Origin of the sequence: Mesorhizobium sp. M0983 (genome assembly GCF_040318975.1) — a bacterium.
Lineage (GTDB): Bacteria > Pseudomonadota > Alphaproteobacteria > Rhizobiales > Rhizobiaceae > Mesorhizobium.
This window is the reverse complement of the sequence record NZ_JAMYNH010000030.1, coordinates 1-22,814: the sequence shown is the minus strand read 5'-3', so window position 1 is coordinate 22,814 and position 22,814 is coordinate 1. Positions and strand designations below refer to the sequence as shown.

The window sequence follows — 22,814 nt, the reverse complement described above, 5'->3', positions numbered from 1 at the left end:
CTGACAACCTGGTTCACACGATCGTTTCTGAAGCGTCGCAGCAATCTGCTGCCCAGGTCTGTCCATCACACCAAGCTTCGCGCGCTTTTTTTACACGGCGGTCAGTACATTCGCGACTTGCCGCGCTCCTGCGGCTTTCGCCACGGCGCGCCAGAGAAATCAACCCGCTTTGCGGAGATTGCCAGCAGAAGACTTGCCGGTACGTCGGTCCTGCTCGATGTCGTAGTTGATCTTTTGGCCCTCAACGAGGTTCGACAAACCAGCGCGCTCGACGGCGGAGATGTGAACAAAAACGTCCTGACCGCCATCGTCGGGTTGGATAAACCCAAACCCTTTAGTGCTGTTGAACCACTTCACGGTTCCAGTTGCCATGTGCATATACTCCTTGTGACTTCCCAGCGTGTTTGATCCGACGAAGAGGCCAGACCGGTTCATAGATAGACGCAGCAAAAGCGAGAAATCGCAAGGCCGGATGGATCGACCAGAATACCAACTTCTCTCGGATGGCCCACTCGTCTCACAAGTCGACAGGAATTTTCCTTTCCGGCGTGAAGCCCCTCCAGCCATCCTTGCTGTCCTGGGTTATCACGGCCCGCTCGTTTCCCTCCGGCCCTTAGCTTGCCGACTTGCGTTTCGAGTTCTTGGTCGACCGTGCTGACGCGGGCGTAGCCTATCCGGCTCATAATGTGTCACCTCAATGTCTGGACTCGAGGCTTGGTCACAAATAGTCGATGCCAACTCCGACGTTACGCTGCCCAAAAAGCCATTGATCCGGGAGCAACCCCTGCAAAGTCCGACCTTTACAGGAACATTTCGCCTATGGCGGAGTTGGGCGCGTTGCCCGCGATAAGGTGCCAAACAGGTGACGCCGGCGGGCTTTTGGGAGGAAGCCATGATACGTGCCATCCCTTCACTCCACCTTTCCCGTCGCCGCGCATTGCAGTTTGGGCTGGGAGCCAGCCTCGCCGCCACGACGGGCCTGGCGCCGGTTTCTCGCGCCTATGCCAAGGAGGAACTGCAGGACGAGGACATTTTCCGCTTTGCGCTCAACTTGGAATACATGGAGGCCGAATACTACCTTCGCGGCACCACCGGAAAGGGCATCGACGCCGCCGATGCCGGTTCCAAACCCGGCGATGTGGTCGGCGGAAAGAAAGTGTCCTTCGAGACACCCGCCATCGGCGAATTCATGCAGGAGGTTGCTGAAAACGAACTCGCGCATGTCCGGTTCTACCGCAAGACGCTTGCAAAGAACGCAGTCGACAGGCCGGCCATCGATTTCGATGCTGGGTTCAAAGCGGTTGCGGAGGCAGCGGGCCTCGGGCGGGACTTCGACCCCTTTGGCAACGAAACGAACTTTGTTCTCGGCGGCATGCTGTTCGAGGATGTCGGCGTCACCGCCTATGCCGGTGCTGCGACGCTTCTGAAGAACAAGGGCTTCCTCGCCGCCGCGGCGGGCATATTGGCGGTCGAGGCCTACCACATGGGAATGGCGCGCTCCACTCTATACCGGAAGGGAGAGAAAGCCTGGAAGGCCGCCAACGCCGTCTCCGATGCACGAGACAAGATCGACGGGCCGGAAGACAAGGACCAGGGCATCCAGGTGAATGGCAAGGCCAATTTCGTTCCCTCGACGCCCGACGCGATCGCGTTCACCAGGACGCCGAAAGAAGTGCTGCGGATCGTCTATCTCACCGACAAGGACGGCGTCAGCAAGGGTGGCTTCTATCCGGAAGGGATGAACGGGACCCTGAAGAGCACCTGACCCGCTCGCGACAGGCGATCGGATCGCCGGAAGAGACGCAGCGGACCTGCGGTCGGCACTGCTGGTACGGCTGCGCGACGATCACGATTCAAATCCGCTGCAGGAGTCCCCACCCAAGATTGATTGAATTCCGAACCGCGATCATTGCGGCGTTCACAAGAACGTCAGGAAAGTGCGCTCGGTTCGTTCCGATGGACGGAACGAACCGACCGCTTTGCCGAGAAGCAGGCTCTGCAGTTGGTGCGGCGAGAACCGCCAATTTTCCCGCATTGTTCCGTACGGCCGACCGCCAAGCTGTAAAATGGTGGCGATATGGAAGACACGCGACGCTCTGCCCGACGATCACATCCTCCGGCTGGCGAGCAGCCTTGTGAGCCAATCCGGATCCATTTCCGGCACGGAGGACAAAAGCCGTTCGGTATAGGGGGCATGCGGCGGCGTGAGAACTTCGCTCTTTAATCCCTGCTCAACGACTTTCCCCTGGTGCATGACCACAATCTCGTCGGCGATCGCTCGCACGGTGGCAATGTCATGGGTGATGAAAATGTAGCTCATGCCGAGCTCGCGCTGAAGCCGCATTAAGAGCTTCAGGATTTCCTCCTGCACAATCTGGTCGAGCGCGGACGTGATTTCGTCGCAGATGATGAGTTCCGGATCGGCAGCCAACGCTCGGGCGATGCAAACGCGCTGCTTCTGACCCCCCGACAGTTCGGCCGGCAGACGATCCAGGTAAGTTTCGCTCATCTCGACCATGTGCATGAGTTCGCCGATCCGCCTATCCCGCTGTGCACCCTTGAGGCCGAGGTAGAATTCAAGCGGACGAGCTATGACTTCTTCGACCGTCTGCCGCGGATTTAGGGCGTTGTCGGGCATTTGATAAATCATCTGTATGCGGCGCAAGATCTCTTTTGGGCGCGCCTTCAGGGTCTTGGAAAGGGCCTGGCCAGCAAAGGAAATCGATCCCGAAAGCGGCGGCAGCAGGCCGGTAACAACGCGAGCGAGCGTCGATTTCCCGGAACCGGATTCGCCGACCACAGCCACTGTTCTTCCACGTGGAACGTTGATGGAGACATCCTGGAGCACCTTAACCGCCCGGCCGTAGGCCGCCGTGACGTTGTCTATCGTAAGCAGATAGTCATCGGCCGGAACTTCGGGCTTGGCGAGCTTGCGCACGGCCCAGAGCGTCTTGGTATATTCCTGGCTGGGCGAGGCGAGCATCTGGCGCGTTTCTGCCTCCTCCACGGTAAGTCCATGGCGCAAAACCATGATCCGGTCCGCCATTTGCGCCACCACCGCCAGATCATGCGTCACATAGATTGCAGCGGTGTTGAATTCCTCCACGATGTTGCGAATGGAGGCGAGAACTTCGACCTGCGTCGTCACATCGAGCGCCGTCGTTGGCTCGTCAAAGATGATGAGGTCCGGACGGCAAGCCATCGCCATCGCGGTCATTGCCCGTTGCAACTGTCCGCCGGAAACCTGATGAGGATAGCGAAAGCCGATCGTCTCCGGATCTGGAAGCTGAAGACGGCGATAGAGATCGACGGCACTCCGGTTCGCTTTCTCGCGGCTGGCAATCCCATGGGCCACGACTGTTTCGACAGTCTGGTCAAGGAGTCGGTGGGCCGGATTGAAAGAGGCCGCTGCGCTTTGCGCGACATAGGCAATGCGGGAGCCTCTGAGGCGACGCCGCCCTGTTTCGCTGAGTGCCAGAAGATTGATTCCGTCGAACAGGATCGAGCCCTGTGTAATACGGCAGCCTGGCTTGGCGTAACCCATCGCGGCGAGGCCAATGGTGGATTTGCCGGCGCCTGACTCGCCGATCAGGCCAAGAACCTCCCCCCGCTTCAGCGCCAGATCGACCCCGCGGACAATGGGATGCCACCGCTCGTCCGAGAAACCCTCGACATGTAGGTTGCGGATCTGCAGCAGATCCTTGCCTTTTTCGCGCGAGCCCGGACCGCTACCTTTCATCGCGCAACCCGCTGGTTGCGTGCAGGAACCAGTCGACGACGAAATTCACGGAGACTGTAAGGAGGGCAATCGCGCCGGCCGGCAGCAGCGGCGTGACATCACCGTAGGTGATCAGGGTCGCATTCTCGCGCACCATCGACCCCCAATCAGCGGTCGGCGGCTGAATACCGACGCCCAGGAAGGACAGTGCCGCGATCGTGAGGAATACGAAGCAAAATCGCAAACCGAACTCCGCGACCAGCGGCGGCATGACATTGGGAAGGATTTCCTTGGCGATGATCCATTTCGGGCCTTCGCCGCGCAATCGCGCCACCTCGACATATTCCATCACTGCCACGTTAAGCCCGACGGCGCGTGCGAGCCGAAAGACGCGGGTGGAATCGAGCAGCGCAATGATGATTATCAGGCTGGTGATCGACGAGCCGAAGATCGAGAGCAGCACCAGGGCGAAGATCAGGCTTGGGATCGACATCAACACGTCCACCGCACGCGACAGTATCTGGTCGAGCCATCCCCTATACAATGCGGCAAGAAGGCCGAGCGAGACGCCGACCGCGAAGGACAGCAATGTGGTCGCGACGGCGATACCGATGGTGTTGCGCGCACCGTAAATCAGGCGCGTGAGCATGTCCCGGCCGAGCTGGTCGGTTCCCAATTTGAACTGCTGGCTCCACGGTGCAAAGGCTTCGCTGAAGACCTGCGTTTCGCCGTATGGGGCTATCCAATGCGCGAACACCGCAACGATGACATAACCGAGGATCACGAGGATGCCGAACCATGCACTGAAGGGTGCCTTCTTCAGCGCCGTTTTCGCACGGGTGGCGCGCGAGCGCCTCAGCCTGTGAACCTGAGCCATGGGTTCGTAGCTGGTCATCGTGGATGCAAGAGTCTTGGATTGGTGGCGATGGAAATAATATCGGCGGTCAGATTGAGCAGGATGTAGGTCGCGGCGAAAATCAGGGCGCAGGCCTGGACAACCGGAACATCCCTTGATTTGACCGCGTCAACCATCAGCTGACCGATGCCGGGATAGACGAATACCACTTCGACCACGACCACTCCGACGACGAGATAAGCAAGATTGAACGCCACCACCGTGACGATCGGAGCCCATGCGTTGGGCAAGGCATGCCTGAGTACGATGGCCATGGGCGACATTCCCTTGAGACGCGCCATGTCGATATATGGGCTTGCCAGCATGTTGATGATCGCCGCTCGTGTCATTCGCATCATGTGCGCCACGATGACGAGCGTAAGAGTGATCGCCGGCAAGGCTACTCTCCAGACATGTTCCCAAAACGGCGTCTGATCGTTCACATTCGACAATGTCGGGAACTTAGGAACTGCATTGAGTATCCAGTTCAGCGAGACCGCGAGCCAGTGCGGCAGGGATTGTGCGAACTCGGATCCGATGAACGTGTCGCGCGAGATGACGAGGTAGGCAAGCATATAGGCGACGAAAAACTCGGGGAACGAAATGGTCGTCAGCGTCACTGCGTTCACCAGCCGGTCGAACCAGCCATTGCGGTAGAGCGCAGCGAGGATGCCCAGTCCCAGGGCCAGCGGAACTGCTATCAGCGCGGTCATCGCTGCTAGGAACATCGTGTTGTAGAGGCGTGGCGCGATGATCTCGGCCACGGTGCGCCGGTACCCGGTGCGGCTCGCGAATGAAGAGCCGAAATCACCGTGGAGCATCTGCCCGACCCAGACGAAGTAGCGCTCGACAGGCGGACGGTCGATGCCGATTTCTCGCTGGAAGGCGACGACCGTTTCGGGTGTCGCCGATTGCCCGAGCATCGCCTTGGCGAAGTCGCCCGGCAGCATTGCAATCGCAGAGAAGATGATGATGGACACGATGAACAGCGTGACCAGGCCGAGGCCAAGGCGCTGCAAAACCGTTCTTGCGACGGGGTTCATGGGTACGCGTTTCTCGTTGCTGCCGCCGCCCTGCCACACCAGTCAGGGCACGCGGTTGCAAGCCGGAGCCTAATAGCCATCGCGGGTCCGGCCCGCACTCTCACGCAGTGGCGATCCACCAGCGTTCGGCCATCTTCAATCCATCATTCTCCCAGTTCGGCGCCACCTCGCCATGTGCGAGCTTATTGGATTTGGCGCTGACGAAATTGTTGAACACCAGCACGATGCTGCCGCCATCATCATGGGTCAGTTGCTGCATCTCGGCATACATTGCCGCCCGCTTGGCCTCGTCCGTCTCGGCGCGCGCCTGGACAAGCAACTCGTTGAAGCGGGGATTTTTCCAGAACGACTCGTTCCAGCTGGAGTCTGCGGCGAAGGCTTGCGTGAACATCCAGTCGGCCGTCGCGCGACCGCTCCAATAGGAAGCGCACCAAGGTTTCTTGAGCCAGACATTGTCCCAATAGGCGTCCTCGGCCTCACGCACGACGTTTACGTCGATGCCGCACTGGGCTGCCGTCTCGCGGATGAGGGCAGCCGCGTCCACAGCGCCGGCAAAGGCGGCATCGGCGACCGAGAGGTCCACCTTCAGCTTTTCCATTCCGGCCTTTTTCAGATAGTGCTTGGCTTTTTCGGGATCAAAACTGTGTTGCGGCTGCGGATTCGTAGCGAATTTGATCGCCGGCGCGATCGGGTTGTCGTTGGCCACAGTGGCGTGGCCGAGAAAGATCTTGTCGACGATCTCCTGACGGTTAATCGCCCATTTCAAAGCCATTCGGACGTCTGGATTGTCGAACGGCGCAACCGTGACATTCATCGGCAAGGTATAGTGGCCATAGCCGGTGACCTCGACGATCTCCACCTTGGGATTGCGTTTCAACATGCCGAGGGTCTTGAGGTCGGCGCGGCCAATATAGTCCACCTCCCCTGTCGATAGCGCGGCCATGCGAGCGGCGAGATCGGTGATGGCGATGAACTCCACCTCGTCGAGATAGGGTTTGCCGTTCTTGAAGTAGTTCGGATTGCGCTTGAGTTTTGCCGAAACTCCGGGCTGGAAATTCTCAAGCACGAAAGCACCGGTGCGAACGCCCGATCCCCAATCCGCCTTGCCGTCCTTGGCCGGCATGATGACCAAATGGTAGTCACTCATGATGTAGGGGAAATCGGCGTTGCCGCTTTTCAGCGTGAAGACAACCGTTTCCGGGCCATCCGCCTTGATGCTCGCGACGGGCTCAAGCAGCGGCTTCGCCGCCGATTTGGTTTCGTCGCCCATATGATAGCGCAGCGAAGTCACGACATCGTCCGCCGTCACATTCTTGCCATTGTGGAAGGTTGCGCCCTTGCGCAGCTTGAAGACCCAGGTTTTGGCGCCATCGGATGATTCAAAGCTCTCGGCAAGATCCGGTTGGACGTTGCCTTTCGCGTCGACCTCGGTGAGGCTGTTGGACATCGAGCCGGAGAATGCCGTTTGTGTGAATGTGTCCGGGTAGCCGGCCGGATCGATCGAATCCGTCGTTGCGCCATGAGCCATGCCGAGCTTGGCGAAGCCGCCCTGCAGCGGTTCGGCCCGGGCCGTGCTGACAAAGAGCTTGTTCGCAGCGGTGACCGTCAGCCCAGCGGCCAGCCCAAGATGAATGAAGTCACGGCGGGAAATCTTGCCGTGACCAATCAGGCTTTGAGCGATACCAAGCTTGTATTCAGATTCTGACATTTGACTCTCCCATTACGGATTTTCCGCGTTATTGTTCGTCAAGCACCTGTGAAGTTAGTTTCGATCACCTTTCTTCTACTCTTCGAATCCGTACCTCAATCAGGCCGTCACATAGATGCTGCCCGCCTCGACGGTTACTGGAAATGTGCGCGCGCGAACGGACGGATCGACCAGGGCCGCGCCTGATTTGATGTCGAATTCCCAGCCATGCCAGGCGCAGCGCACGATCTCGTTTTCGCGGTGATAGATGAATTGCGCCTCTTCGACCGGTGCAGTTGTTCCGCATTGCGGCCCCTCGCAAAGCGGAGCGCCGCGGTGCGGACAAACATTCAGCAGCGCGTGGAATGAGTCTCCGATGCGAAAAACGCCGACCGAAAGGCTGCGGATCTTGGCGATGAAGGGAGATCCGGTTTCGATCTCGTCGACGCGGCAGATGTATGTCTTCTCGGGCATCGTCTGCTTCCTCAGGCGGCATTCGCCGCTTGCGCGCGGGGGATGCGTTTGTAAACCTCCAGCGCATTCAGCCCCATGATCTTGCTCTTCCAGGCAGGAGGGATTTGCAGCGTGTTGGCATCGTCGTAATCCCAATGCGGATAGTCTGAGGCAAACATCAGCGTATTTTCTCCGTCCATTGCCTCGAGAGTGGACCAGAGATGCTGAATATTTGCGGGCTGCTCCAGTGGCTGCGTGGAAAAGCGGATGTTGCGCCGGCAGTATTCGGAAGGCAGCATTTTCAGCCATGGCGTCTCTTTGCGTAGGGCTTTGTAATCGGCGTCCAGGCGCCACAGCACCGACGGCACCCAGGCGACGCCGCATTCGATGACCACGAAGTAGAGGTCCGGCCATTTTTCGAAGACGCCATGCGCAATCATGCTTGCGACATGCGAAATCGCCGACATGTGCAGGATGGCATGGGTCTCCCAGAAGAATGTCGTCGGGGCCGGAGCAATCGCGGTCGAATTCACGCCGCCATGGCCGCCCAGATGTATGGCAAAGGGCAGCCCCACCTCGGCGCAAGCCTCGTAGATTGGATGGTAAAACGGATCGCCATAAGGCTTGACGGAGCCTTGCGAAGCGAGAACCTGAACCATGCGCGGATGATTGCCCAGACGGCGTATCTCGGCGGCCGCGAGCTTCGGATCCTGTGGCGCGATGATGATCGAGCCCATGAAGCGATCGTCCTTCGGCAGCCATTGGTCGATCTGGTAGTCATTGTAGGCGCTGACGAGGGCGCTGGCATAATAAGGATTGGCGAGGGTGGAAGCCTCGATCGGCTCATCGCCGGTCAGGATCGCCACATCGACCTTGTACTTGTCGAGGTGTTTTTCCTTCATGATGAGATAGTTGTCGGCTTCTGTTTTCGGACGGACGTCCTTGCGGGAGAAGTCCTGCGGATGAAACCAGGGACGATGGCCATGCGGGAAGGCGCCAACGGGGCCTGTCTTCTCGCCTTCAACGAACATGTCCTTCCATAGGCCGGAAAGGTAGGACTCCAGTACGGTCGCGCTTGACCAGTAATTGTGACAATCGCAGTCGACTATGAACACGTTGCTCAGCTCCGTAGCTTCAGCCTGGTCGATCTGCCGGCCGATTTCACCGAGGGCAGCTTCCGCCTTGAGTATTGTTTGATCAAGCTTATGATCCTGCGCAATATGATCGACTTTTTCGATCGGGAGGTCCCGTGCAGCTAGATCACATCGAAACCTTTCTCGACATCATCGAGTCGCGAAATTTCAATCGTACCGCCGATCGCTTGGGGTTGACCCAGTCGACGATCAGCACCCGCATCAAGAACCTCGAGAGCGCGATCGGGTCCGAGCTCTTTCAGCGCGGGCGCGCCGGCGCTGAGCCGACAGCCGCGGGACGGCGGTTCGAAGCGTACGCCAGATCCCTGCTGTCAACCTGGTCGCAAGCTCGCCACGACGTGCGGGCGTTCAACCGTTTCGAGGGCACCTTGCGCATCGCCGCACAGGTGGGCATGACCCGCTCGGTCCTGCCCGGATGGGTCGAGACACTATGCCAGGCCCTTCCAAAGTCCTCGATCCATGTCGAGTCGGATTATTCAAACCAGATGGTCAGCGATCTTAGCATGGGAAATCTGGATATCGCCGTGCTTTATGCGCCTCGCTACCTGCCTGAGATCGCCTACGAACATCTGATGGTCGAGGAATATGTGATGGTTTCGACGGCTGCCAGAACGCTGTCCGACGTGGACCCTGAAACGTACATTCGCCCGGGCTATACCGCCGTGCTGGAAAAGACGCACGCAGAGCTGCTGGCCGAGCTGGCGATCTGTCGGCTTTCGACGGGATCGGAAACTCTGGCGGAGATCATGCTCCGACGAACGGGTGGCACCTGCTATATGCGTAGCGACGATGCGCGCAGGTTCACTGCTGAACTCCGATCGTTCCTGGTCGAGGGAGCGCCGACGCTGCACCAGCCAGTCCACACCGCGATACTCGCGCGCCGCAAACACGAACCCATCATTCGCAAAGGCATCCGAGCCCTCCAGGTCGCTGTGATGTCACTGGAAGTTTAATCGAAATTACCGATCATAAAGGCAGGATTGCGCGGCTGTTCAGCGGGGTTTGAAATGGCATCTTGGCTCGACTCCAAACCTGAGTTGAATGATGAATGCATACGCGGCCTTTGCAGCCTCCGGCTTCGTCCCAACAAAGCGTCACCGGCAGTGGGCACAGACCACACCGCAGCTTGTGCACTGCCGGCGCGTGATCGACGAAACGCACGATGTGAAAACATTCGTTCTCACACCCGCTTCAGATCGAATGTTCTGCTTCAGCGCTGGCCAGTATGTTCTGGTGCACCTGAGGATCGACGGTGCCGCGGTGACGCGCTCCTACTCTGTTTCGTCACCACCGACGCGACCGCTCGACCTTCAGATTACCGTGAAACGGACGCCGGGCGGGCTCGTTTCGAATTGGCTCCATGACAATTTGATGCCGGGCGATGCGATCGAGATCGAAGGGCCGCTCGGCTCGTTCAATCTCGACGATCTGCCGCATGGAAAGTCCCTCTTCCTTTCAGGTGGCAGCGGGATAACTCCCGTCATGTCTATGTTGCGGGCACTTACCGACCGCGCAGCCGCCCAGGATATCCACTTCATTCACAGTGCGAAAACGCCGGACGACATCATCTTTCGGCTCGAACTGGACGCACTTGCCGCTCGCTTTCCCAATGTTCAAGTGACTTGCATTTGCCGTCAGGAAGACCCAGCCTGGACGGGTCCAACTGGACGCATTAGCAGTCAAATGCTCCTGAATCTGGTTCCCGATCTTCACAGCCGGACCGTTTTCGCCTGTGGGCCGGAATCCTACATGAAGGCGGCACGCGCCTGCCTGGAGGCAATCGGCCTCGCCCCTTCACAGTTTCATGAGGAGAGCTTCGGAGGCGGCAACGGTTCGCGTTCGGAACTGGCTTCAAAGATTTCGTCTTCGGTCCGCTTCGCCCGCTCCGGCATTGCGCATCACTGTGCGCCCGGAGAGACCCTGCTGGAAGCGGCGCGCCAATGTGGCGTCCACATCCCCACCGCCTGCCAGCAGGGAATTTGCGGTACGTGCCGGATCGCCAAGCTGTCCGGCGAAGTCGTCATGGATGACCTAGGCGGGCTGACCTTGGAGGATCAATCGGCAGGCTACATCCTAGCGTGCTGCAGCCGCCCACATGGCGACGTTTTGCTTGATCTCTAACTGTACCGCATCGCGGGACGAAATCGGGTCAGCCTTTGCGTTCCACGACCAAGCCATACTAATGCGACCGCAAGTGGTTAGCGTTTCGGAACCTGTTTTTCCGCCTATCACTTTCACCAGCGAGATCGTCTCGTGCACAATCGCTAGGGAACGAGTGCCCAATTGGCTGTCTTTGCAACCAAGAGCATGAAATTCTCAATCCCATAGCACACTCTAATTCGCTTCGAACACATTACTTGCTGTTCGACGTTCCGGGCGTGGAGTTATTGGAAACGCAATTCTGTTTGTTTGCACATTCGCCGGTCCTGATAGTCACGGTCTTGACCTTTTTCGGCGTAACCTTGCTTGGCTCGGCCGGCTGAGCCTCGGTTTGCTCCGCATGCACACCCTTGCTTTGCTCGGCGGGTGGAGTAGTGCCCACTGCCTCGCACCGAAACTGATCGTACTCCTCCATCTCCGAGTTCACGCCGTAGAACTTGCGCGTGTTGGTTTCCCCGACCGCCAGGGTAAAACTGTCATCAAATCGATCGAACAGCCTCCGAGCCAGTCTGTAGCTGCCTGACAGTGTGCATTGGATGGACGTTGCGCAATCGCTGTGAAAATGCAACGACAGAAAGCTGCCCGTCGCGGTATGCGTGATCAACTTGCTGCGGGTCACACATTGGGCCCCCGCCGATGGAGGCCGGTTTGCTGGAGAGTGGCTCCAGACCACTCCCTTTTTCTTCGGAGTGGCCTTGCGCAAATCCATGATGTCGGAAAGGAACGTGTTATCCAGGCCGGTCATGGACCCGTAACTTCCAGTCCGAAGATTGTAGTCAAGTCCGTTCAATTTCTCCAATCCGCTTTCGATCATCAAAGCCACGGCGTTCAAGCCACTTTCGGACTTGACGATAACTGCTCCTCCCGACATGCCTGGGTGCAAGTCGCAATCGGAATGGTAAACCGTCGGCCTATTCCAATCACCTTGCGAAAATTCAACGTCGCGGACGGCACAGGCTTGGACCACGGCGTCTCGGTTGTCTATCTCCTTCCTCGCAATATCCTGATAGCCGGAAATCGTAATGATCGGTTGGTCTTTTGGCATCGGCGCCATAGCTAAGGCAATGGGCACACCACCTTTGACTGGCTTCTTAAGAAGAACCGTCGCGTGGTCGTCAGCGCGGTCGACGTCGACCCCAGCGATCCGCACATGCGTTGCGGGCACTATCGACTCGCTGGGTGTCACTGCCGACAGCACGATTTTTGGCCAGATGTGCCAACTGGCGTTCTGGCGAAATGCTGCCGGGCGTGGCTTACGCGTCAAGTCGGCGCTTGGTTCCAAGATAGCCACTGGCGCGGTTGGAATTGCAAACACTGGAGACTTCTCGGCAAAGAGGCCCCAGTTCGGCATCACTCCCGGCGCGCTACTTGCCTTTGTGCCTGCGCAGGTAACAGCAGCAAACCAAATGAAGCTCTATCGTGGCTGGGTGGAGAACCTGGAAGTTTCAGGTCGTGATCCGCAGACAGTCCTTGATGCGGATTGGGCGCGTATTCAGGCGCGCATCGCGGCCAGCGCGTCCGCTAATGGCGGGACGTCGCTTATCTTTGTCTAGCCGGTCGCCTGTCAGGCCCCAATCCCAGCGGCGCCGGCCAACCCATTCAGGTCAGCATCGCTAGTCATGCCCTAAACCGTTCCGTATGCCAGACGATCTTGCCGTCAATCTTCATCGGCTTGTGGATCATCAGGCGCTTCGGCAGATGCTCGGGGTGAATCTCGAGCAAGGTGATCTTCACTGTTGGCTTGCAGCGGCTGCAGTCGAATTTGAGCTTCAGCGGATCGGCGCCGCCGCCATAGACCATCATGAGATCGGCCGAGCGGCAGTAGCGGACATTGCCGCAGCTGCATTCGGCCTTGACGAGCATATTGTGTCGGGTCGCCTTGCCCAGCGTGTCGATCGGATCGTGCGCCATGAGAACAGAAAAGGAACATTTCCTTGATCGTCAAGACCGGCTATGGAATCTTTCGAACCAACCTAAGCCGAGAAACTACCGATGAGCGACGACCTGATCCGCCTTCCCGGCGCAATAGAGCCCGTCACGCGGCCTGGCATTCAGCACCATAGGTGCGAGCGTCCCGACTGTGGCAAGGATGCAGGATGGTGCTTCGCCAAGCCCAAACAGCCGTCGCACTGGTTCTGTTTTGAACATGGTGCGGACGGCGAAGCGTATCTCTAGGGAGCGAGCATGATCACGCCGCCGAGACGACAGGGCGAATATGCCGACCGCGAGATCGATTGCCAGGAGGCGATGGAGCCAGGCTTTCAGGCGATCATTGATTGCATGCTCGAAGCAGGTTTGACGCGCGGCGAAATCATGCGGTCGCTTCGGCGGCTGATCGCGGCCGACAACATGACGCAGAAGGAAAACGCCAAAGTCGAGGCGCAGCTCGCCATCGCGCGCGCGATGATGCGTGCTGGCCGGCCTTGACGATCGCCACCGCAGCGCCAGTATCCTGACGATGGACGAGAACTACATTTATGAGGCCGTAGCGTTGGTTTCCCGCTAAACAACGCTACCAGACATTTAAGCACGACCGCGTAGGATCGATGGTCTTGTGAATTTTTGGATTCGGCAACGCGACAGCTACTCCCAGAGGGATATTCCCTCTTGCGTTAAGGCTCGTTGCACAGCCGCTCGCTCCTCCAACCGACGTGCATGAGAGGTCCAAGCTGGGTAGGTATTTCGCATGTCAACGGCCATACGATTTCCCCACCTGTAGAATACGAGCAAATACGGATCAACAATTGAATAGGACTCTCCTACGGCCCAATCTCGGTCCGTCAACTTGGATTCTATAAGGGCAAACGCAGAAGCCAAGTGCTCCTTTCCTTTATGAATCAAGGGCTCGTACATCGATTGATCCGGTAAGAAAAAGTCGGCGCGCCAGATCATTCGGACGGCGACCGCGTGAACCGCACTCGATAGCCAGTTAAACCATTCGATGGAACGGATGATATTTTCTGCATCCGCTCCCAGGAGCCGCGCGTCTGGATTCGTCAGGGCCAGGTGAAATAAGATTGCCGGCGCTTCAGTGAGAGTGAAATTGTCGGCAATGAGAACAGGGATTCGCCCTTTCGGGTTTAAGCGGTGAAATTCGTCGGTCTTGGCTTCGGGATGGCCTGGCGACATCAACGCCAGCGAATAGGGCCTTCCAATCTCCTCCATGACGATGTGAGGTGCAAAAGAGCAAGAGCCTGGCGCAGCATGGAGTGTGTAATGCATCAATTCCTCCGAAAACCGCATCTTACCCCCCATCACGTCGGGTGCGAACCCGTTTTCCAAGAAGCGGGATGAGATCGGAGTAACTAGCAGGTGGTTCGATTGGAACAAGCCGACGATCAGGACAGTCCCGCATTCGCGGGCAAAAGCCAAGCACGCGAAAGAACCGGCCTGCAGCTCGTTCGCATAGCGATCGAGCTAACCTGCCCCGCCGGCGTGCTGCCGAGCGAGCAGGCGGTCAACGCTCTATGGACCGCTGCCGGTGCATGAGGGCGAGGCGCTGGCAAAGGCGATTATTGAGACGGTCGAGCGACTGACCCGCTGCCCCAATTGAGGTGCGCCCCAGCACCGTCGCTCCGATCATCGGGACCCAAGTCTGACCTGACTGCTCAATGGTCCGGTGCACGGGCGGCGTCGGGAACTGCCGCATCCCATTCATAGTTGGTAGCGTCATCTCCGAAAGGAGAAATCGGAGCAAGAAAAGTCCCTTCATTGCGCTGATGGGGGCCCGCCGGCCATTGCTGGATTTGGCAGGCGGGCCCTTATCTCCCCGGACGCTCCGGATCGTCGCCGAAGCCAAGCAGCGAAGCGTGGCGTATATACCTGTGCTCGCCACGAAGATGCTTGATCCGTAGCTTCACGCCTGGCTCAACCCACAGCGTCGCCGGTCGCTTCTTGATGCCGCCCGGAGGTGGGCCGGCATGTTCCTTGACCCGCTTCCACAGCCGCTCCTTCATGTCGCGCCCCAACGAGATGAAGGCTGAACCGACATACTTTCCGGTGTCGGGATGCGCGAGCAAGGCGAACGCCGCCTTGCCCGGCTCGCGCTCGACGCCGAGCAGTTCGAATTCCTCGACCGTCCAGCTCTTGGTCTTCAGCCAATTCAACGTCGGGCCACTCCGATACGGGCTGTCGGCGCGCTTGGAGACGATCCCTTCAAGGCCAGCCTGGTCAGCGAGGTAGAAAATCGACTTGGCATCACCGGGTAGAGCCTCGCTGAACTGGATGCGGCTGTTCGGCTTGATGATGCCAAATAAAATTTCCCGGCGCGCCTTGCAGCCAACGTCGCGCAGATCGTGGCCGTCAAGATGCATGATGTCGAAGGCGCCGAGGATCGTGGCGTAGCGATCGCTGTGTACGGCTTTCTGTAGTGCGTCGAAATCGGGCAGGCCATTCACGCCCGTGACGACCGCCTCGCCCTCAAAGATCGCGCTCTTGACGTCGAGATCCCGCGCCGCCTCGATGATGCCGGTGTATTTCCTCGTCCAATCCGCTCCGCTGCTGCTGAAGGCGCGAATATCGTCAGGGCTGTTTAAGATGATCTGGGTTCGGTAGCCATCGAGCTTGATCTCGTGAATCCGGTGTTCACCCTCGGGTGGCTTTGCGACCAGCTTGGGCTCCATCGGACGGATAAACGCCAGCCTCGCCCCGTTCATACAAACTCCACGCCACACCAACCCGATTCAATAAACTTTGAACGTTTCGGTTCCGCGAACCTCAAAGCCCGCGTCTCTGGAGGGAGGAGACGCGGGCAGATCGGATGCCATACCGATCTCGGTAACGGAAGTGATTGCGGATATGGTCGTTGAAGTAGCGGCCCTTGGCGAATGCAGCTCGGAACGCGGCGTAAGTTTCCGGTGGGACGTCCTCGAATACGTACCCTTTTCCGCTGGCCACGAACCACACCGAGAGGGTTTTGCTGCCGGGATCATATTCCGTTTTGCGGATCGAGGTAGATGGCATGACCGCGGCTCAATAAAAGCAGTCAACGATCAGAGAAGCGGTGGCGTTCCTGGGTCAGTGCGGTGCGCCGGCCAAGAACCCGACCGCCGTCGGCTCTAGACTTGGCCGTCAATTAGAAGCACTCTGCCCCTCAAGAGGAGACAGGGGTTGGGCAAGTCTCGCTATAATGGTCGAACCGACCAGTGGCGTAAGCCGGGGCGCGTGCGCCAACTGGCTGGCGTTCCGAAGCGGCTCGTGTTCGTGGCCTTGGCGGCGATGGCAGCCTACGTGACGCAGTTCGTCATGCAGCATAGCGATCCTGTGCCCGAGCTCAACGTATCAAACTGGATCGGATCAAAGCCGGCGCCGATCGCCGGTGTCGCGTCTGTCATCGATGGCGATACGATCGAGATCCACGGCCAGCGCATCCGCTTCAACGGCATCGATGCGCCCGAGAGCCGGCAGTACTGCAACGACGCGAACGGTTCTGAGTATTCCTGCGGGCGACGGGCCGCTAACGCGCTGGACACGTTCCTGGCCGCCTCGAGGCCGGTGCAATGCAGTTTCGTCACTTGGGACCGCTACGGCCGCTTTGTCGGCGATTGCTGGCGGGCGGACGGCTCCAGTGTCGCCTCATGGATGGTCGAGAACGGCCAGGCGCTGGATTGGCCGCGCTACAGCCACGGCGCGTACGCGGAGCAGCAAGCAAAGGCAAAGGCGGCGAAGGTCGGTCTGTGGGTCGGAACGTTTCAGGCGCCCTGGGAGTGGCGGGCGGCGCACGCCGATAGGGCGACGCCCAGCCAGCCGCTTGGCCTCGTCAGCCGCAAGTTGGTCGCGCAGAACGGTTACTCATGCGAGCCGCGGCGAACGTGCAAGCAGATCAGTTCGTGCGACGAGGCCCAATGGTATCTTAGCAACTGCTCCTGGGGTGGAAAGTTGGACCGCGATAGCGACGGCGTGGCATGCGAGACGCTGTGTTAATGTGCCGAGTGCGAACGGCTGCGACTAAATGACGGCGGCGTAGTGTCGGAGTTCGGCCACGGTTTTGGTGAGCCCTTGCCGTTCGAGGGTGTCGAGGTATTCCTCTGCCGTCCTAGGAGGGTTTTTCAAGCGCGCGCGACAGCGTTGCGCCGCCACAACGACCGCAGCTGTATTCAGCCCGAACTGATGGAACAGAAATTCGTCCGGATGCAGGAGCTCTAGCTGGAACTTCGCTAGGTAGTCTCGCGGAAAGTCTTTTAGATTGAAAGTGATGATGGCGTCGCAAGCCGTGTGGATGGCGGCTGCAAGAACATGTCTGTCATCACCGTCTGGGAGCTTCAGGCCTTCGATCAGATCCTCGTAGCCTTCGACCGAGCAGTCAGGTACAGCCTGATTCATCAGCTGCTTCGTCCGCAACAACTGCTCTGGCTTAAGGTCCTTGCGGTCATTAAGGACGTTACGAATCCATTCGTCATGAATGCGCTCGGTCCATTTCGCACGGAACAGCCCTCCCGCTGCGAGCTCCATGAGGAAGTCTCGCAGCGGGGCTGGGTACAGTGCGCAGGCGTCAAGAATGACGGTGTAACTGGACTTCCTAATAGCCCATCCCCAAGTCTTGCGCTTGGGCAGCTAGTTCGTCCATTACACGCTGACGCTCTTCCTCAGTTGACTTGCGGAACGCATCTAAATCACGGAACTTAACTCGACGATGAGTTCCTACCATGTGGAACTTCACCTTGCCCTCCTCGAGAAGTCGAACAAGATAAGGACGTGACACGTTCAGATAGTCAGCGGCTTCCTGTGTCGTCAGTTCGGCATGGATTGGGAACAGGGTAACGGCGTTACCCTGCGCCATTTCGGTCAGCAAATGATAGAGAAGATCATTCACTGCCTTAGGAAGGCGCAGCATCTCTCCTCCATCCACTTGAACGCGCAATTCAGCGCCCTCGTGTTTGGCTCTAGAAAGGTGGCGGCTGGCCTGCGCAGCCAATTCGGCGTCGTCGGCCGAAGGCAATATCGGTCGTTCGAGCAGCGTTGTCATGGTCGTCTTCCCTGTGTTCAACGGATATAGCACCGCGAATCAACAATCGCAATATCCGAAATAACCGAAACAAGTGAACGAACCGTCACCTCTTTGGTTCCCGTTCCCCGCAGGTGCCGATCTTCGCTCGCCGGAGCCACGCCCCTGACGTTTCCAACTTGCCAAAAGCCGTTTATGTGGGAAGGCAGTGTGGGACGGCCCAGAGGTCAGCCCGTGAAAAGGACGTAAGTGATTGAAAACCTTGGCGCACCCGACAGGATTCGAACCTGTGACCTCTGCCTTCGGAGGGCCCTGCTGGTTGATCCTGCCCGGAGCATCAGACTAATGATCGCGCTTCCTTCCGGCCTTTTTCTAGCCGGCAGCCCGAGATGGTCCTACCGTGGTCAGAACCCCCTTTTAGTCTTGCGCGAAGTCGCCGTAGAGATGCGTGACGCCCCGGTATCGACTGATGTTCTCAATGAAGATTGCCTTGTCGACCCCGAGCGTAGGAGGTCGTCTCCGTTCATCATTCGCGGACCCGATCATCCCAACCGAGACTTGGTTTGAGGTAGAAGATGACGGAACCACTTTATCTGACACCGGAGGAAGTGAGCGAACGTTTTCGCGGCGCTATCTCGACCGGGACATTGGCCAACTGGCGAGCAATGCGCGTCGGGCCAGCGTTCGTGAAGATTGGAAAGTCCATCGTCTATCCCGTGGCCGACCTAAACCAATGGGCAAATCAGCAAACTGTTAAGTGCCGCGCGACAAATCGACTCAACGGGAAGGAACATGAGCAATCGTGAACCTCGTCGAATAGAGCTCCCTACGCACCCCAGAAACCGCCCTCACTAACTTCGCTATCCCAATTTTCACGTTAACTATCAGATAGATATGGAGTGGCGCGGGTGGCTCATAACAATCCCGCTCGACACCCCACGGCATGCTGGATCACAATGTTCTACGCCTCGATCCAAATTCTCTCCAAAGTCAGTGGCTTACGAGTTTCCCCTGCCACCGACTCTATCGCGGTGTGACGGGTGGTAGTGAGCAGAATGCCAATTATCGCGCAACGGCATTGATTGGGGCAAGACATGCGCCTTCCCTGCCCCACAATGCAGCGTCGATTTCGCGCCACTGCACCCTTTGACGAACCTGCTGAGCGACGGAGATATCGGCAATCGCCGCTCGCCGAAACGATATATTGCTCTCAAGAACGGCCCCACTGGCCTCTAATCGGGATCACTGAAATTGGGCCTAAGCGGAAAGTCAGCTTCTGGGTACGCCGGGCTAGAAAGCTGAACTTTGGGCCGCGGGCTTGCTCAAGGCGCGGGTCTGACTTCTGAGTGATCGATGTAGCCGAGTTATCAGCTCGGCTTGCGCTGGGCCTTTCGATCAAGGATGTGATTTCGGAAGCAGTTCTGCATTTCTTTAAAAGACCTGAAGCCAAGGCGCGGAGCGAGGCGAGATAAGGTTGTCGTTGACACGTTGCACCGGCGAGCGATCGAGGCGGAATTTTCGAAGGCAACGCAGTCTGGCTCTGCAAACATCACGCGAGCGAGAGTTTCCAACTTCGCCGGAAGGATCAGCTCCCTCTTGGCAATCAGCATTTTGAGTTCAGCAAGCGTTGGCGCCTTCGTGTTGCGGACTTCGACTTGCCTGACACCCGCTCCTGAGCAATCGGATAGCCCCGCACGCATGGTTGTCACCCTTTGGCTGCTCGCATGAAGCTATCGAAGTCAGCGTCCCCAATCGGAACTGTGTGCTCGTAACCGGGGTACCGCCCGGAATCGACGTCGGCTTTGTATTCCCTGAACGCCGCCACGCGCTCGTCTTGGATCTTCTGCAGCTCAGGGCCGAGGTTCCGGTAAACCTTTCCGTGCCGAGGCTTATGGTTCTTGCCATAGCCGCAGACATCCTCTGTGAAGAGGTATTGCGCATCTGCATGCTCGCCGGCGCCCATGCCAAGCATGACCAGTGACGAGTTTTCGGTCAGGAATTTCGCCACCCGGTCGGGCACGACTTCCAGTTCCGCCCCGAAGACACCGATCTCCTCGAGTTTCTGGGTGTGCCGCCAGAGGCGTATCGCTTCTTCCGCGCTCTTTCCGACTGCGCGCCAACCCGTCCAGGTGATGTACGAAGGGATCAGGCCGATATGCCCGACGACAGGGAGGTGGTTGTCGCAGAGCGCCTTCTGGATGTCGTAGGACGCGGAGCAGTAGAAGGCGTCGCCGCCAATGCCAGCAAAGTGGAAAGCCGCACGCAGATAGTCCTCTGCCGTAGCGAGCGGACGGCCAGCAAAGCTGCCCCAGCCGCCGTAAGGCAGACCGACCTGAACGAAACAGTCGCCGGCTGCCTGTCGCATTTCCTGGTCAAAGTATCGGCCCTCGATGGAGAGCATGTGAATGCCCGCCGCGGCAGCGGCGGCTGCCTCGTCGGGCGTGCTGACGAAGAGCATGGACATCTTCTGTCCACTCCTCTTCATCTTTCGGATATCCTCGACATGAGGACGGTTGTGATACATGCCCATAATCAGCCTCCACTGCAGGTCAGGTGAACTCGAAAGAAATCTGCGAGCGGCGCTCGGATCGGAGAGCATGGTCGGACAGCTTGCCGCTCTTGATGATGCTCCGCATGGCTCACACCGTAAAAGCCCGCCGGAAAGCAACCAGCGCTGCCTCCGGATCGGTTTGGGCGAAGGCTTCCAGACCCACCGGCCCGCGATACCCCATGTCGAACAGAGCTCTCGCGATGTAGGGCCAGTTCATCTCGCCTGTCCCCGGCTCGCAACGACCCGGATTATCGGCCACCTGCACCTCGCCGATGAAGGGCAGGCATTTCTGACACCAGCGCACGATATCGCCCTCGCCGATCTGAGTGTGATAAAGGTCGAGGTTGATCCGCAATTGCGGTCTATTGATCGATGACACCAATGCCAGCACCGCCGCCGTCGAACCGAATGGGCAGCCGGGGTGGTCAAGCAGGTTCAGGTTCTCGAGCGTGAAGACCACATCTTCGGCCTCGGCCATGTCGCAGATGCGGTTCAGCGTATCGCGCGCCTTGAGCCACATCGGGCCGGGCACGACCTCAGTCTTTACAATAGGGATGCCGCCTTCGCCGAGACCGGTGCCATGCAGGTTCAAGCGAGCAACGCCGAGGCGCTTTCCGACCTTTGCGGTCTCCAGCGCCGACTTCAAGAGCATGTCGGCGCCCTCGTCGTCGGCGAGCCCTCCTTCGAGGTAGCCGTTCATGATCGTGAAGGTCGCCCCCGACTTCTCTAGCGCTGCGAGGTCATGGTCCGGCCAATTCCACAATCCGACGCCGAAACCCATCTCATGCATACGTGCGACGCGCCAAGCCATCGGACGATCAAGCCAAAGCATCTCGGCGCAGGCGGCCAACTGGAATGGTTGGCTCATGACGGCTCAAACCTCGACCATGACGCGGCCGTTCTCGACCTTCGTCTTGTAAGTCTTGAGGTTCTCGCAGGCCGGGGGCGTCTCTACTTCGCCAGTCGTGAAGTCGAAAACGGAAGCGTGCTTGGGGCACTCCACCGTGTTCCCCATGACGAGACCGTCCGCGAGGTGGATCTTCTCATGCGTGCAAAGCCCGTCCGTACAATAGTATTCATCCGCGTCGTTGCGGAAGATGGCGAAGGTACGGCCGCCATTCTCGAAGCGCTTGGCTTCCTCGGCTTCGATTTCGTCAGCGGCACAAGCGTCAACCCAGGGCATTGAGTCTCTCCTCAGATATCTTGCGGTTTGAAGTCTGCGGGAGCTGACGGCATCACGCTCTGGAGCAGCGCGACGGACTTTTCGAGCCCCTCCAGCGAGTTGAGAAGTACGTCCTCATGCTCGATGGAAAGCCAGCCGTCGTAGCCAGCCATCTTGAGCCGATAACAGAATTGCCGCCACCACTCCTCACCATGGCCGAACCCGAGCGTGATGTAGCTCCACGAGCGGGCCGGAATGTCCATCAGGTTGCCGTTCTCAAGCAGCGAGGTCGTTGCCTGGACTGGCGGGTTCAGCATCGTGTCCTTGGCATGGACGTGATAGATGGCCGCGCCCAGCGCTTCGGCAGCAGCGAGGGGATCAGCACCCATCCAGAACAGGTGCGAGGGGTCCAGATTGGCGCCCACGACAGGTCCTACCGCTGCTCGAAGCTTCAGGAGCGAGGGCACGTTGTACACGCACTGATTGCCATGCAGCTCGAGCGCAATGCGCTCGACGCCGTTTTCCTTCGCCAGGGCCGCGATCTCGGTCCAGAACGGGATCAGCTTTTCTTCCCATTGATATTTAAGGATGCTCTGCGTTTCCGGCGGCCAGGACGAGACGACCCAGTTCGGCATGCTGTCCCTAGCGCTGCCGGCCGGCAGACCGCTCATGGTGCAGACGGTGCGAATGCCCATCTCGCCGGCGACGCGGATCGTGTCTTTCAATCCTTGGCCTTGGGCAGGATCGGTTGGGTGCAGCGGATTGCCGTTGGCGTTTAGACTTATGATCTCCAGGCCGCGTTGCTCGAAGGCTGCAGCAATCCGCTTCTGCGCATCCCTGTTACCGAGCATGGACGAAAGCGGGAAATGCGGGGCGGTCGACCAGCCGCAAGTGTTCACCTCGATGCCGGACACCCCCATGCGCTGGGCATGATTGAGCACCGCCTCGAACGGCAGATTGCCGAGACTGTCTGAAACGAAACCCAGCTTCACGCGTAGAACTCCGGCTTTGCAATCATCTGCACAGGCGTACGACGGGCTTCCTTCAA

At 58.7% G+C, this 22,814-nt stretch carries 26 protein-coding genes; 8 read left to right on the top strand and 18 right to left on the bottom strand.

Going from position 1 to position 22,814, the window contains the following annotated elements; genetic code table 11:
* Positions 1 to 159: 159 nt before the first annotated feature.
* Positions 160 to 372 (bottom strand): cold-shock protein, encoded by a 213-nt coding sequence (locus NKH71_RS30000; RefSeq protein ID WP_031194806.1) that lies wholly within the window; start codon positions 370 to 372, stop codon positions 160 to 162.
* Positions 373 to 892: 520 nt separating this feature from the next.
* On the opposite strand from NKH71_RS30000, the gene NKH71_RS29995 reads away from it, so the two are divergent.
* The gene (locus NKH71_RS29995) at positions 893 to 1,765 is read left to right on the top strand and encodes a ferritin-like domain-containing protein (RefSeq protein WP_352895789.1); all 873 of its coding nucleotides are present in this window, start codon (positions 893 to 895) and stop codon (positions 1,763 to 1,765) included.
* A gap of 342 nt (positions 1,766 to 2,107) precedes the next feature.
* Here the strand turns inward: NKH71_RS29995 and NKH71_RS29990 are convergent, their stop codons facing one another.
* From NKH71_RS29990 to NKH71_RS29965, 6 genes are all read right to left on the bottom strand, one after another.
* A complete protein-coding gene (locus NKH71_RS29990) occupies positions 2,108 to 3,739 on the bottom strand; it encodes an ABC transporter ATP-binding protein (RefSeq protein ID WP_352496498.1) in 1,632 nt (543 codons plus the stop codon).
* A complete protein-coding gene (locus NKH71_RS29985) occupies positions 3,729 to 4,595 on the bottom strand; it encodes an ABC transporter permease (RefSeq protein WP_502896978.1) in 867 nt (288 codons plus the stop codon). Before NKH71_RS29985 ends, NKH71_RS29990 begins: the two co-directional genes overlap by 11 nt.
* Positions 4,596 to 4,609: 14 nt before the next feature.
* Positions 4,610 to 5,656 (bottom strand): ABC transporter permease, encoded by a 1,047-nt coding sequence (locus NKH71_RS29980; RefSeq protein WP_352496497.1) that lies wholly within the window; start codon positions 5,654 to 5,656, stop codon positions 4,610 to 4,612.
* A gap of 100 nt (positions 5,657 to 5,756) precedes the next feature.
* Positions 5,757 to 7,364, bottom strand: coding sequence for an ABC transporter substrate-binding protein (locus NKH71_RS29975; RefSeq protein ID WP_352496496.1), 1,608 nt, complete (start codon positions 7,362 to 7,364; stop codon positions 5,757 to 5,759).
* Positions 7,365 to 7,463: 99 nt separating this feature from the next.
* Positions 7,464 to 7,817, bottom strand: coding sequence for a Rieske (2Fe-2S) protein (locus tag NKH71_RS29970; RefSeq protein ID WP_292653661.1), 354 nt, complete (start codon positions 7,815 to 7,817; stop codon positions 7,464 to 7,466).
* 11 nt (positions 7,818 to 7,828) lie between these two features.
* Positions 7,829 to 8,911, bottom strand: coding sequence for an amidohydrolase family protein (locus NKH71_RS29965; RefSeq protein ID WP_352496495.1), 1,083 nt, complete (start codon positions 8,909 to 8,911; stop codon positions 7,829 to 7,831).
* Positions 8,912 to 9,045: 134 nt separating this feature from the next.
* On the opposite strand from NKH71_RS29965, the gene NKH71_RS29960 reads away from it, so the two are divergent.
* Together NKH71_RS29960 and NKH71_RS29955 are read left to right on the top strand one after the other, a co-directional pair.
* Entirely contained in the window at positions 9,046 to 9,903 is an 858-nt protein-coding gene (locus NKH71_RS29960; RefSeq protein ID WP_352496494.1) for a LysR family transcriptional regulator, read from the top strand.
* Positions 9,904 to 9,991: 88 nt separating this feature from the next.
* Positions 9,992 to 11,071 (top strand): FAD-binding oxidoreductase, encoded by a 1,080-nt coding sequence (locus NKH71_RS29955; RefSeq protein WP_352496493.1) that lies wholly within the window; start codon positions 9,992 to 9,994, stop codon positions 11,069 to 11,071.
* A 232-nt stretch (positions 11,072 to 11,303) separates the two neighbouring features.
* On the opposite strand, the gene NKH71_RS29950 is transcribed toward NKH71_RS29955, so the two are convergent.
* Positions 11,304 to 12,461, bottom strand: a complete 1,158-nt coding sequence (locus NKH71_RS29950) for a S1 family serine peptidase (protein ID WP_352496492.1) — start codon at positions 12,459 to 12,461, stop codon at positions 11,304 to 11,306.
* 55 nt (positions 12,462 to 12,516) lie between these two features.
* On the opposite strand from NKH71_RS29950, the gene NKH71_RS29945 reads away from it, so the two are divergent.
* Positions 12,517 to 12,663 (top strand): hypothetical protein, encoded by a 147-nt coding sequence (locus NKH71_RS29945; protein WP_352496491.1) that lies wholly within the window; start codon positions 12,517 to 12,519, stop codon positions 12,661 to 12,663.
* 64 nt (positions 12,664 to 12,727) lie between these two features.
* Here NKH71_RS29945 and NKH71_RS29940 read toward each other — a convergent pair whose 3' ends face one another.
* On the bottom strand, positions 12,728 to 13,021 hold the full coding sequence (locus NKH71_RS29940; RefSeq protein ID WP_352496490.1) for a hypothetical protein: 294 nt from the start codon (positions 13,019 to 13,021) through the stop codon (positions 12,728 to 12,730).
* Between the two features lie 81 nt (positions 13,022 to 13,102).
* Here NKH71_RS29940 and NKH71_RS29935 point away from each other — a divergent pair, with 81 nt between their 5' ends.
* Complete coding sequence (locus NKH71_RS29935) at positions 13,103 to 13,285, top strand: hypothetical protein (RefSeq protein WP_352496489.1); 183 nt, start codon at positions 13,103 to 13,105, stop codon at positions 13,283 to 13,285.
* Positions 13,286 to 13,294: 9 nt separating this feature from the next.
* On the top strand, positions 13,295 to 13,537 hold the full coding sequence (locus tag NKH71_RS29930) for a hypothetical protein (protein ID WP_352496488.1): 243 nt from the start codon (positions 13,295 to 13,297) through the stop codon (positions 13,535 to 13,537).
* 156 nt (positions 13,538 to 13,693) lie between these two features.
* Here NKH71_RS29930 and NKH71_RS29925 read toward each other — a convergent pair whose 3' ends face one another.
* From NKH71_RS29925 to NKH71_RS29915, 3 genes are all read right to left on the bottom strand, one after another.
* Positions 13,694 to 14,332 (bottom strand): glutathione S-transferase family protein, encoded by a 639-nt coding sequence (locus tag NKH71_RS29925; protein ID WP_352496487.1) that lies wholly within the window; start codon positions 14,330 to 14,332, stop codon positions 13,694 to 13,696.
* Positions 14,333 to 14,871: 539 nt separating this feature from the next.
* Complete coding sequence (locus NKH71_RS29920) at positions 14,872 to 15,765, bottom strand: ATP-dependent DNA ligase (RefSeq protein ID WP_352496486.1); 894 nt, start codon at positions 15,763 to 15,765, stop codon at positions 14,872 to 14,874.
* 61 nt (positions 15,766 to 15,826) lie between these two features.
* Positions 15,827 to 16,072, bottom strand: a complete 246-nt coding sequence (locus NKH71_RS29915) for a KTSC domain-containing protein (RefSeq protein ID WP_352496485.1) — start codon at positions 16,070 to 16,072, stop codon at positions 15,827 to 15,829.
* A gap of 147 nt (positions 16,073 to 16,219) precedes the next feature.
* Here NKH71_RS29915 and NKH71_RS29910 point away from each other — a divergent pair, with 147 nt between their 5' ends.
* Positions 16,220 to 17,032 (top strand): thermonuclease family protein, encoded by an 813-nt coding sequence (locus NKH71_RS29910; RefSeq protein ID WP_352590882.1) that lies wholly within the window; start codon positions 16,220 to 16,222, stop codon positions 17,030 to 17,032.
* Between the two features lie 24 nt (positions 17,033 to 17,056).
* On the opposite strand, the gene NKH71_RS29905 is transcribed toward NKH71_RS29910, so the two are convergent.
* A complete protein-coding gene (locus NKH71_RS29905; protein ID WP_502900433.1) occupies positions 17,057 to 17,632 on the bottom strand; it encodes a PIN domain-containing protein in 576 nt (191 codons plus the stop codon).
* Positions 17,628 to 18,074 carry a helix-turn-helix domain-containing protein gene (locus NKH71_RS29900; RefSeq protein ID WP_352496483.1) on the bottom strand — a complete coding sequence of 149 codons (447 nt, stop codon included), beginning with the start codon at positions 18,072 to 18,074 and terminating at the stop codon, positions 17,628 to 17,630. The genes NKH71_RS29905 and NKH71_RS29900 overlap by 5 nt, the downstream gene beginning before the upstream one ends.
* Before the next feature lie 554 nt (positions 18,075 to 18,628).
* On the opposite strand from NKH71_RS29900, the gene NKH71_RS29895 reads away from it, so the two are divergent.
* Positions 18,629 to 18,859 (top strand): helix-turn-helix domain-containing protein, encoded by a 231-nt coding sequence (locus NKH71_RS29895; RefSeq protein ID WP_095521422.1) that lies wholly within the window; start codon positions 18,629 to 18,631, stop codon positions 18,857 to 18,859.
* A gap of 899 nt (positions 18,860 to 19,758) precedes the next feature.
* Here NKH71_RS29895 and NKH71_RS29890 read toward each other — a convergent pair.
* The 4 genes from NKH71_RS29890 to NKH71_RS29875 all read right to left on the bottom strand — a co-directional run bounded on the left by NKH71_RS29890 (position 19,759) and on the right by NKH71_RS29875 (position 22,758).
* The gene (locus NKH71_RS29890; RefSeq protein WP_352895781.1) at positions 19,759 to 20,583 is read right to left on the bottom strand and encodes a 3-methyl-2-oxobutanoate hydroxymethyltransferase; all 825 of its coding nucleotides are present in this window, start codon (positions 20,581 to 20,583) and stop codon (positions 19,759 to 19,761) included.
* A 109-nt stretch (positions 20,584 to 20,692) separates the two neighbouring features.
* Complete coding sequence (locus NKH71_RS29885) at positions 20,693 to 21,472, bottom strand: TIM barrel protein (protein ID WP_352895778.1); 780 nt, start codon at positions 21,470 to 21,472, stop codon at positions 20,693 to 20,695.
* Between the two features lie 6 nt (positions 21,473 to 21,478).
* Positions 21,479 to 21,787, bottom strand: a complete 309-nt coding sequence (locus tag NKH71_RS29880) for a MocE family 2Fe-2S type ferredoxin (protein WP_192180180.1) — start codon at positions 21,785 to 21,787, stop codon at positions 21,479 to 21,481.
* An 11-nt stretch (positions 21,788 to 21,798) separates the two neighbouring features.
* The gene (locus tag NKH71_RS29875; RefSeq protein WP_352895807.1) at positions 21,799 to 22,758 is read right to left on the bottom strand and encodes a sugar phosphate isomerase/epimerase family protein; all 960 of its coding nucleotides are present in this window, start codon (positions 22,756 to 22,758) and stop codon (positions 21,799 to 21,801) included.
* Between the last annotated feature and the right edge of the window lie 56 nt (positions 22,759 to 22,814).

Bases quoted from the DNA above. Each gene is read 5' to 3' on its own strand.
- NKH71_RS29995 (WP_352895789.1), top strand. From the start codon at position 893: ATGATACGTGCCATCCCTTCACTCCACCTTTCCCGTCGCCGCGCATTG.
- NKH71_RS29900 (WP_352496483.1), bottom strand. From the start codon at position 18,074: ATGACAACGCTGCTCGAACGACCGATATTGCCTTCGGCCGACGACGCC.
- NKH71_RS29880 (WP_192180180.1), bottom strand. From the start codon at position 21,787: ATGCCCTGGGTTGACGCTTGTGCCGCTGACGAAATCGAAGCCGAGGAA.
- NKH71_RS29980 (WP_352496497.1), bottom strand. From the start codon at position 5,656: ATGAACCCCGTCGCAAGAACGGTTTTGCAGCGCCTTGGCCTCGGCCTG.
- NKH71_RS30000 (WP_031194806.1), bottom strand. From the start codon at position 372: ATGGCAACTGGAACCGTGAAGTGGTTCAACAGCACTAAAGGGTTTGGG.
- NKH71_RS29930 (WP_352496488.1), top strand. From the start codon at position 13,295: ATGATCACGCCGCCGAGACGACAGGGCGAATATGCCGACCGCGAGATC.
- NKH71_RS29990 (WP_352496498.1), bottom strand. From the start codon at position 3,739: ATGAAAGGTAGCGGTCCGGGCTCGCGCGAAAAAGGCAAGGATCTGCTG.
- NKH71_RS29975 (WP_352496496.1), bottom strand. From the start codon at position 7,364: ATGTCAGAATCTGAATACAAGCTTGGTATCGCTCAAAGCCTGATTGGT.
- NKH71_RS29915 (WP_352496485.1), bottom strand. From the start codon at position 16,072: ATGCCATCTACCTCGATCCGCAAAACGGAATATGATCCCGGCAGCAAA.
- NKH71_RS29940 (WP_352496490.1), bottom strand. From the start codon at position 13,021: ATGGCGCACGATCCGATCGACACGCTGGGCAAGGCGACCCGACACAAT.
- NKH71_RS29890 (WP_352895781.1), bottom strand. From the start codon at position 20,583: ATGGGCATGTATCACAACCGTCCTCATGTCGAGGATATCCGAAAGATG.
- NKH71_RS29950 (WP_352496492.1), bottom strand. From the start codon at position 12,461: ATGCCGAACTGGGGCCTCTTTGCCGAGAAGTCTCCAGTGTTTGCAATT.
- NKH71_RS29925 (WP_352496487.1), bottom strand. From the start codon at position 14,332: ATGCATTACACACTCCATGCTGCGCCAGGCTCTTGCTCTTTTGCACCT.
- NKH71_RS29985 (WP_502896978.1), bottom strand. From the start codon at position 4,595: ATGGCTCAGGTTCACAGGCTGAGGCGCTCGCGCGCCACCCGTGCGAAA.
- NKH71_RS29955 (WP_352496493.1), top strand. From the start codon at position 9,992: ATGATGAATGCATACGCGGCCTTTGCAGCCTCCGGCTTCGTCCCAACA.
- NKH71_RS29945 (WP_352496491.1), top strand. From the start codon at position 12,517: ATGAAGCTCTATCGTGGCTGGGTGGAGAACCTGGAAGTTTCAGGTCGT.
- NKH71_RS29920 (WP_352496486.1), bottom strand. From the start codon at position 15,765: ATGAACGGGGCGAGGCTGGCGTTTATCCGTCCGATGGAGCCCAAGCTG.
- NKH71_RS29935 (WP_352496489.1), top strand. From the start codon at position 13,103: ATGAGCGACGACCTGATCCGCCTTCCCGGCGCAATAGAGCCCGTCACG.
- NKH71_RS29885 (WP_352895778.1), bottom strand. From the start codon at position 21,472: ATGAGCCAACCATTCCAGTTGGCCGCCTGCGCCGAGATGCTTTGGCTT.
- NKH71_RS29895 (WP_095521422.1), top strand. From the start codon at position 18,629: ATGACGGAACCACTTTATCTGACACCGGAGGAAGTGAGCGAACGTTTT.
- NKH71_RS29970 (WP_292653661.1), bottom strand. From the start codon at position 7,817: ATGCCCGAGAAGACATACATCTGCCGCGTCGACGAGATCGAAACCGGA.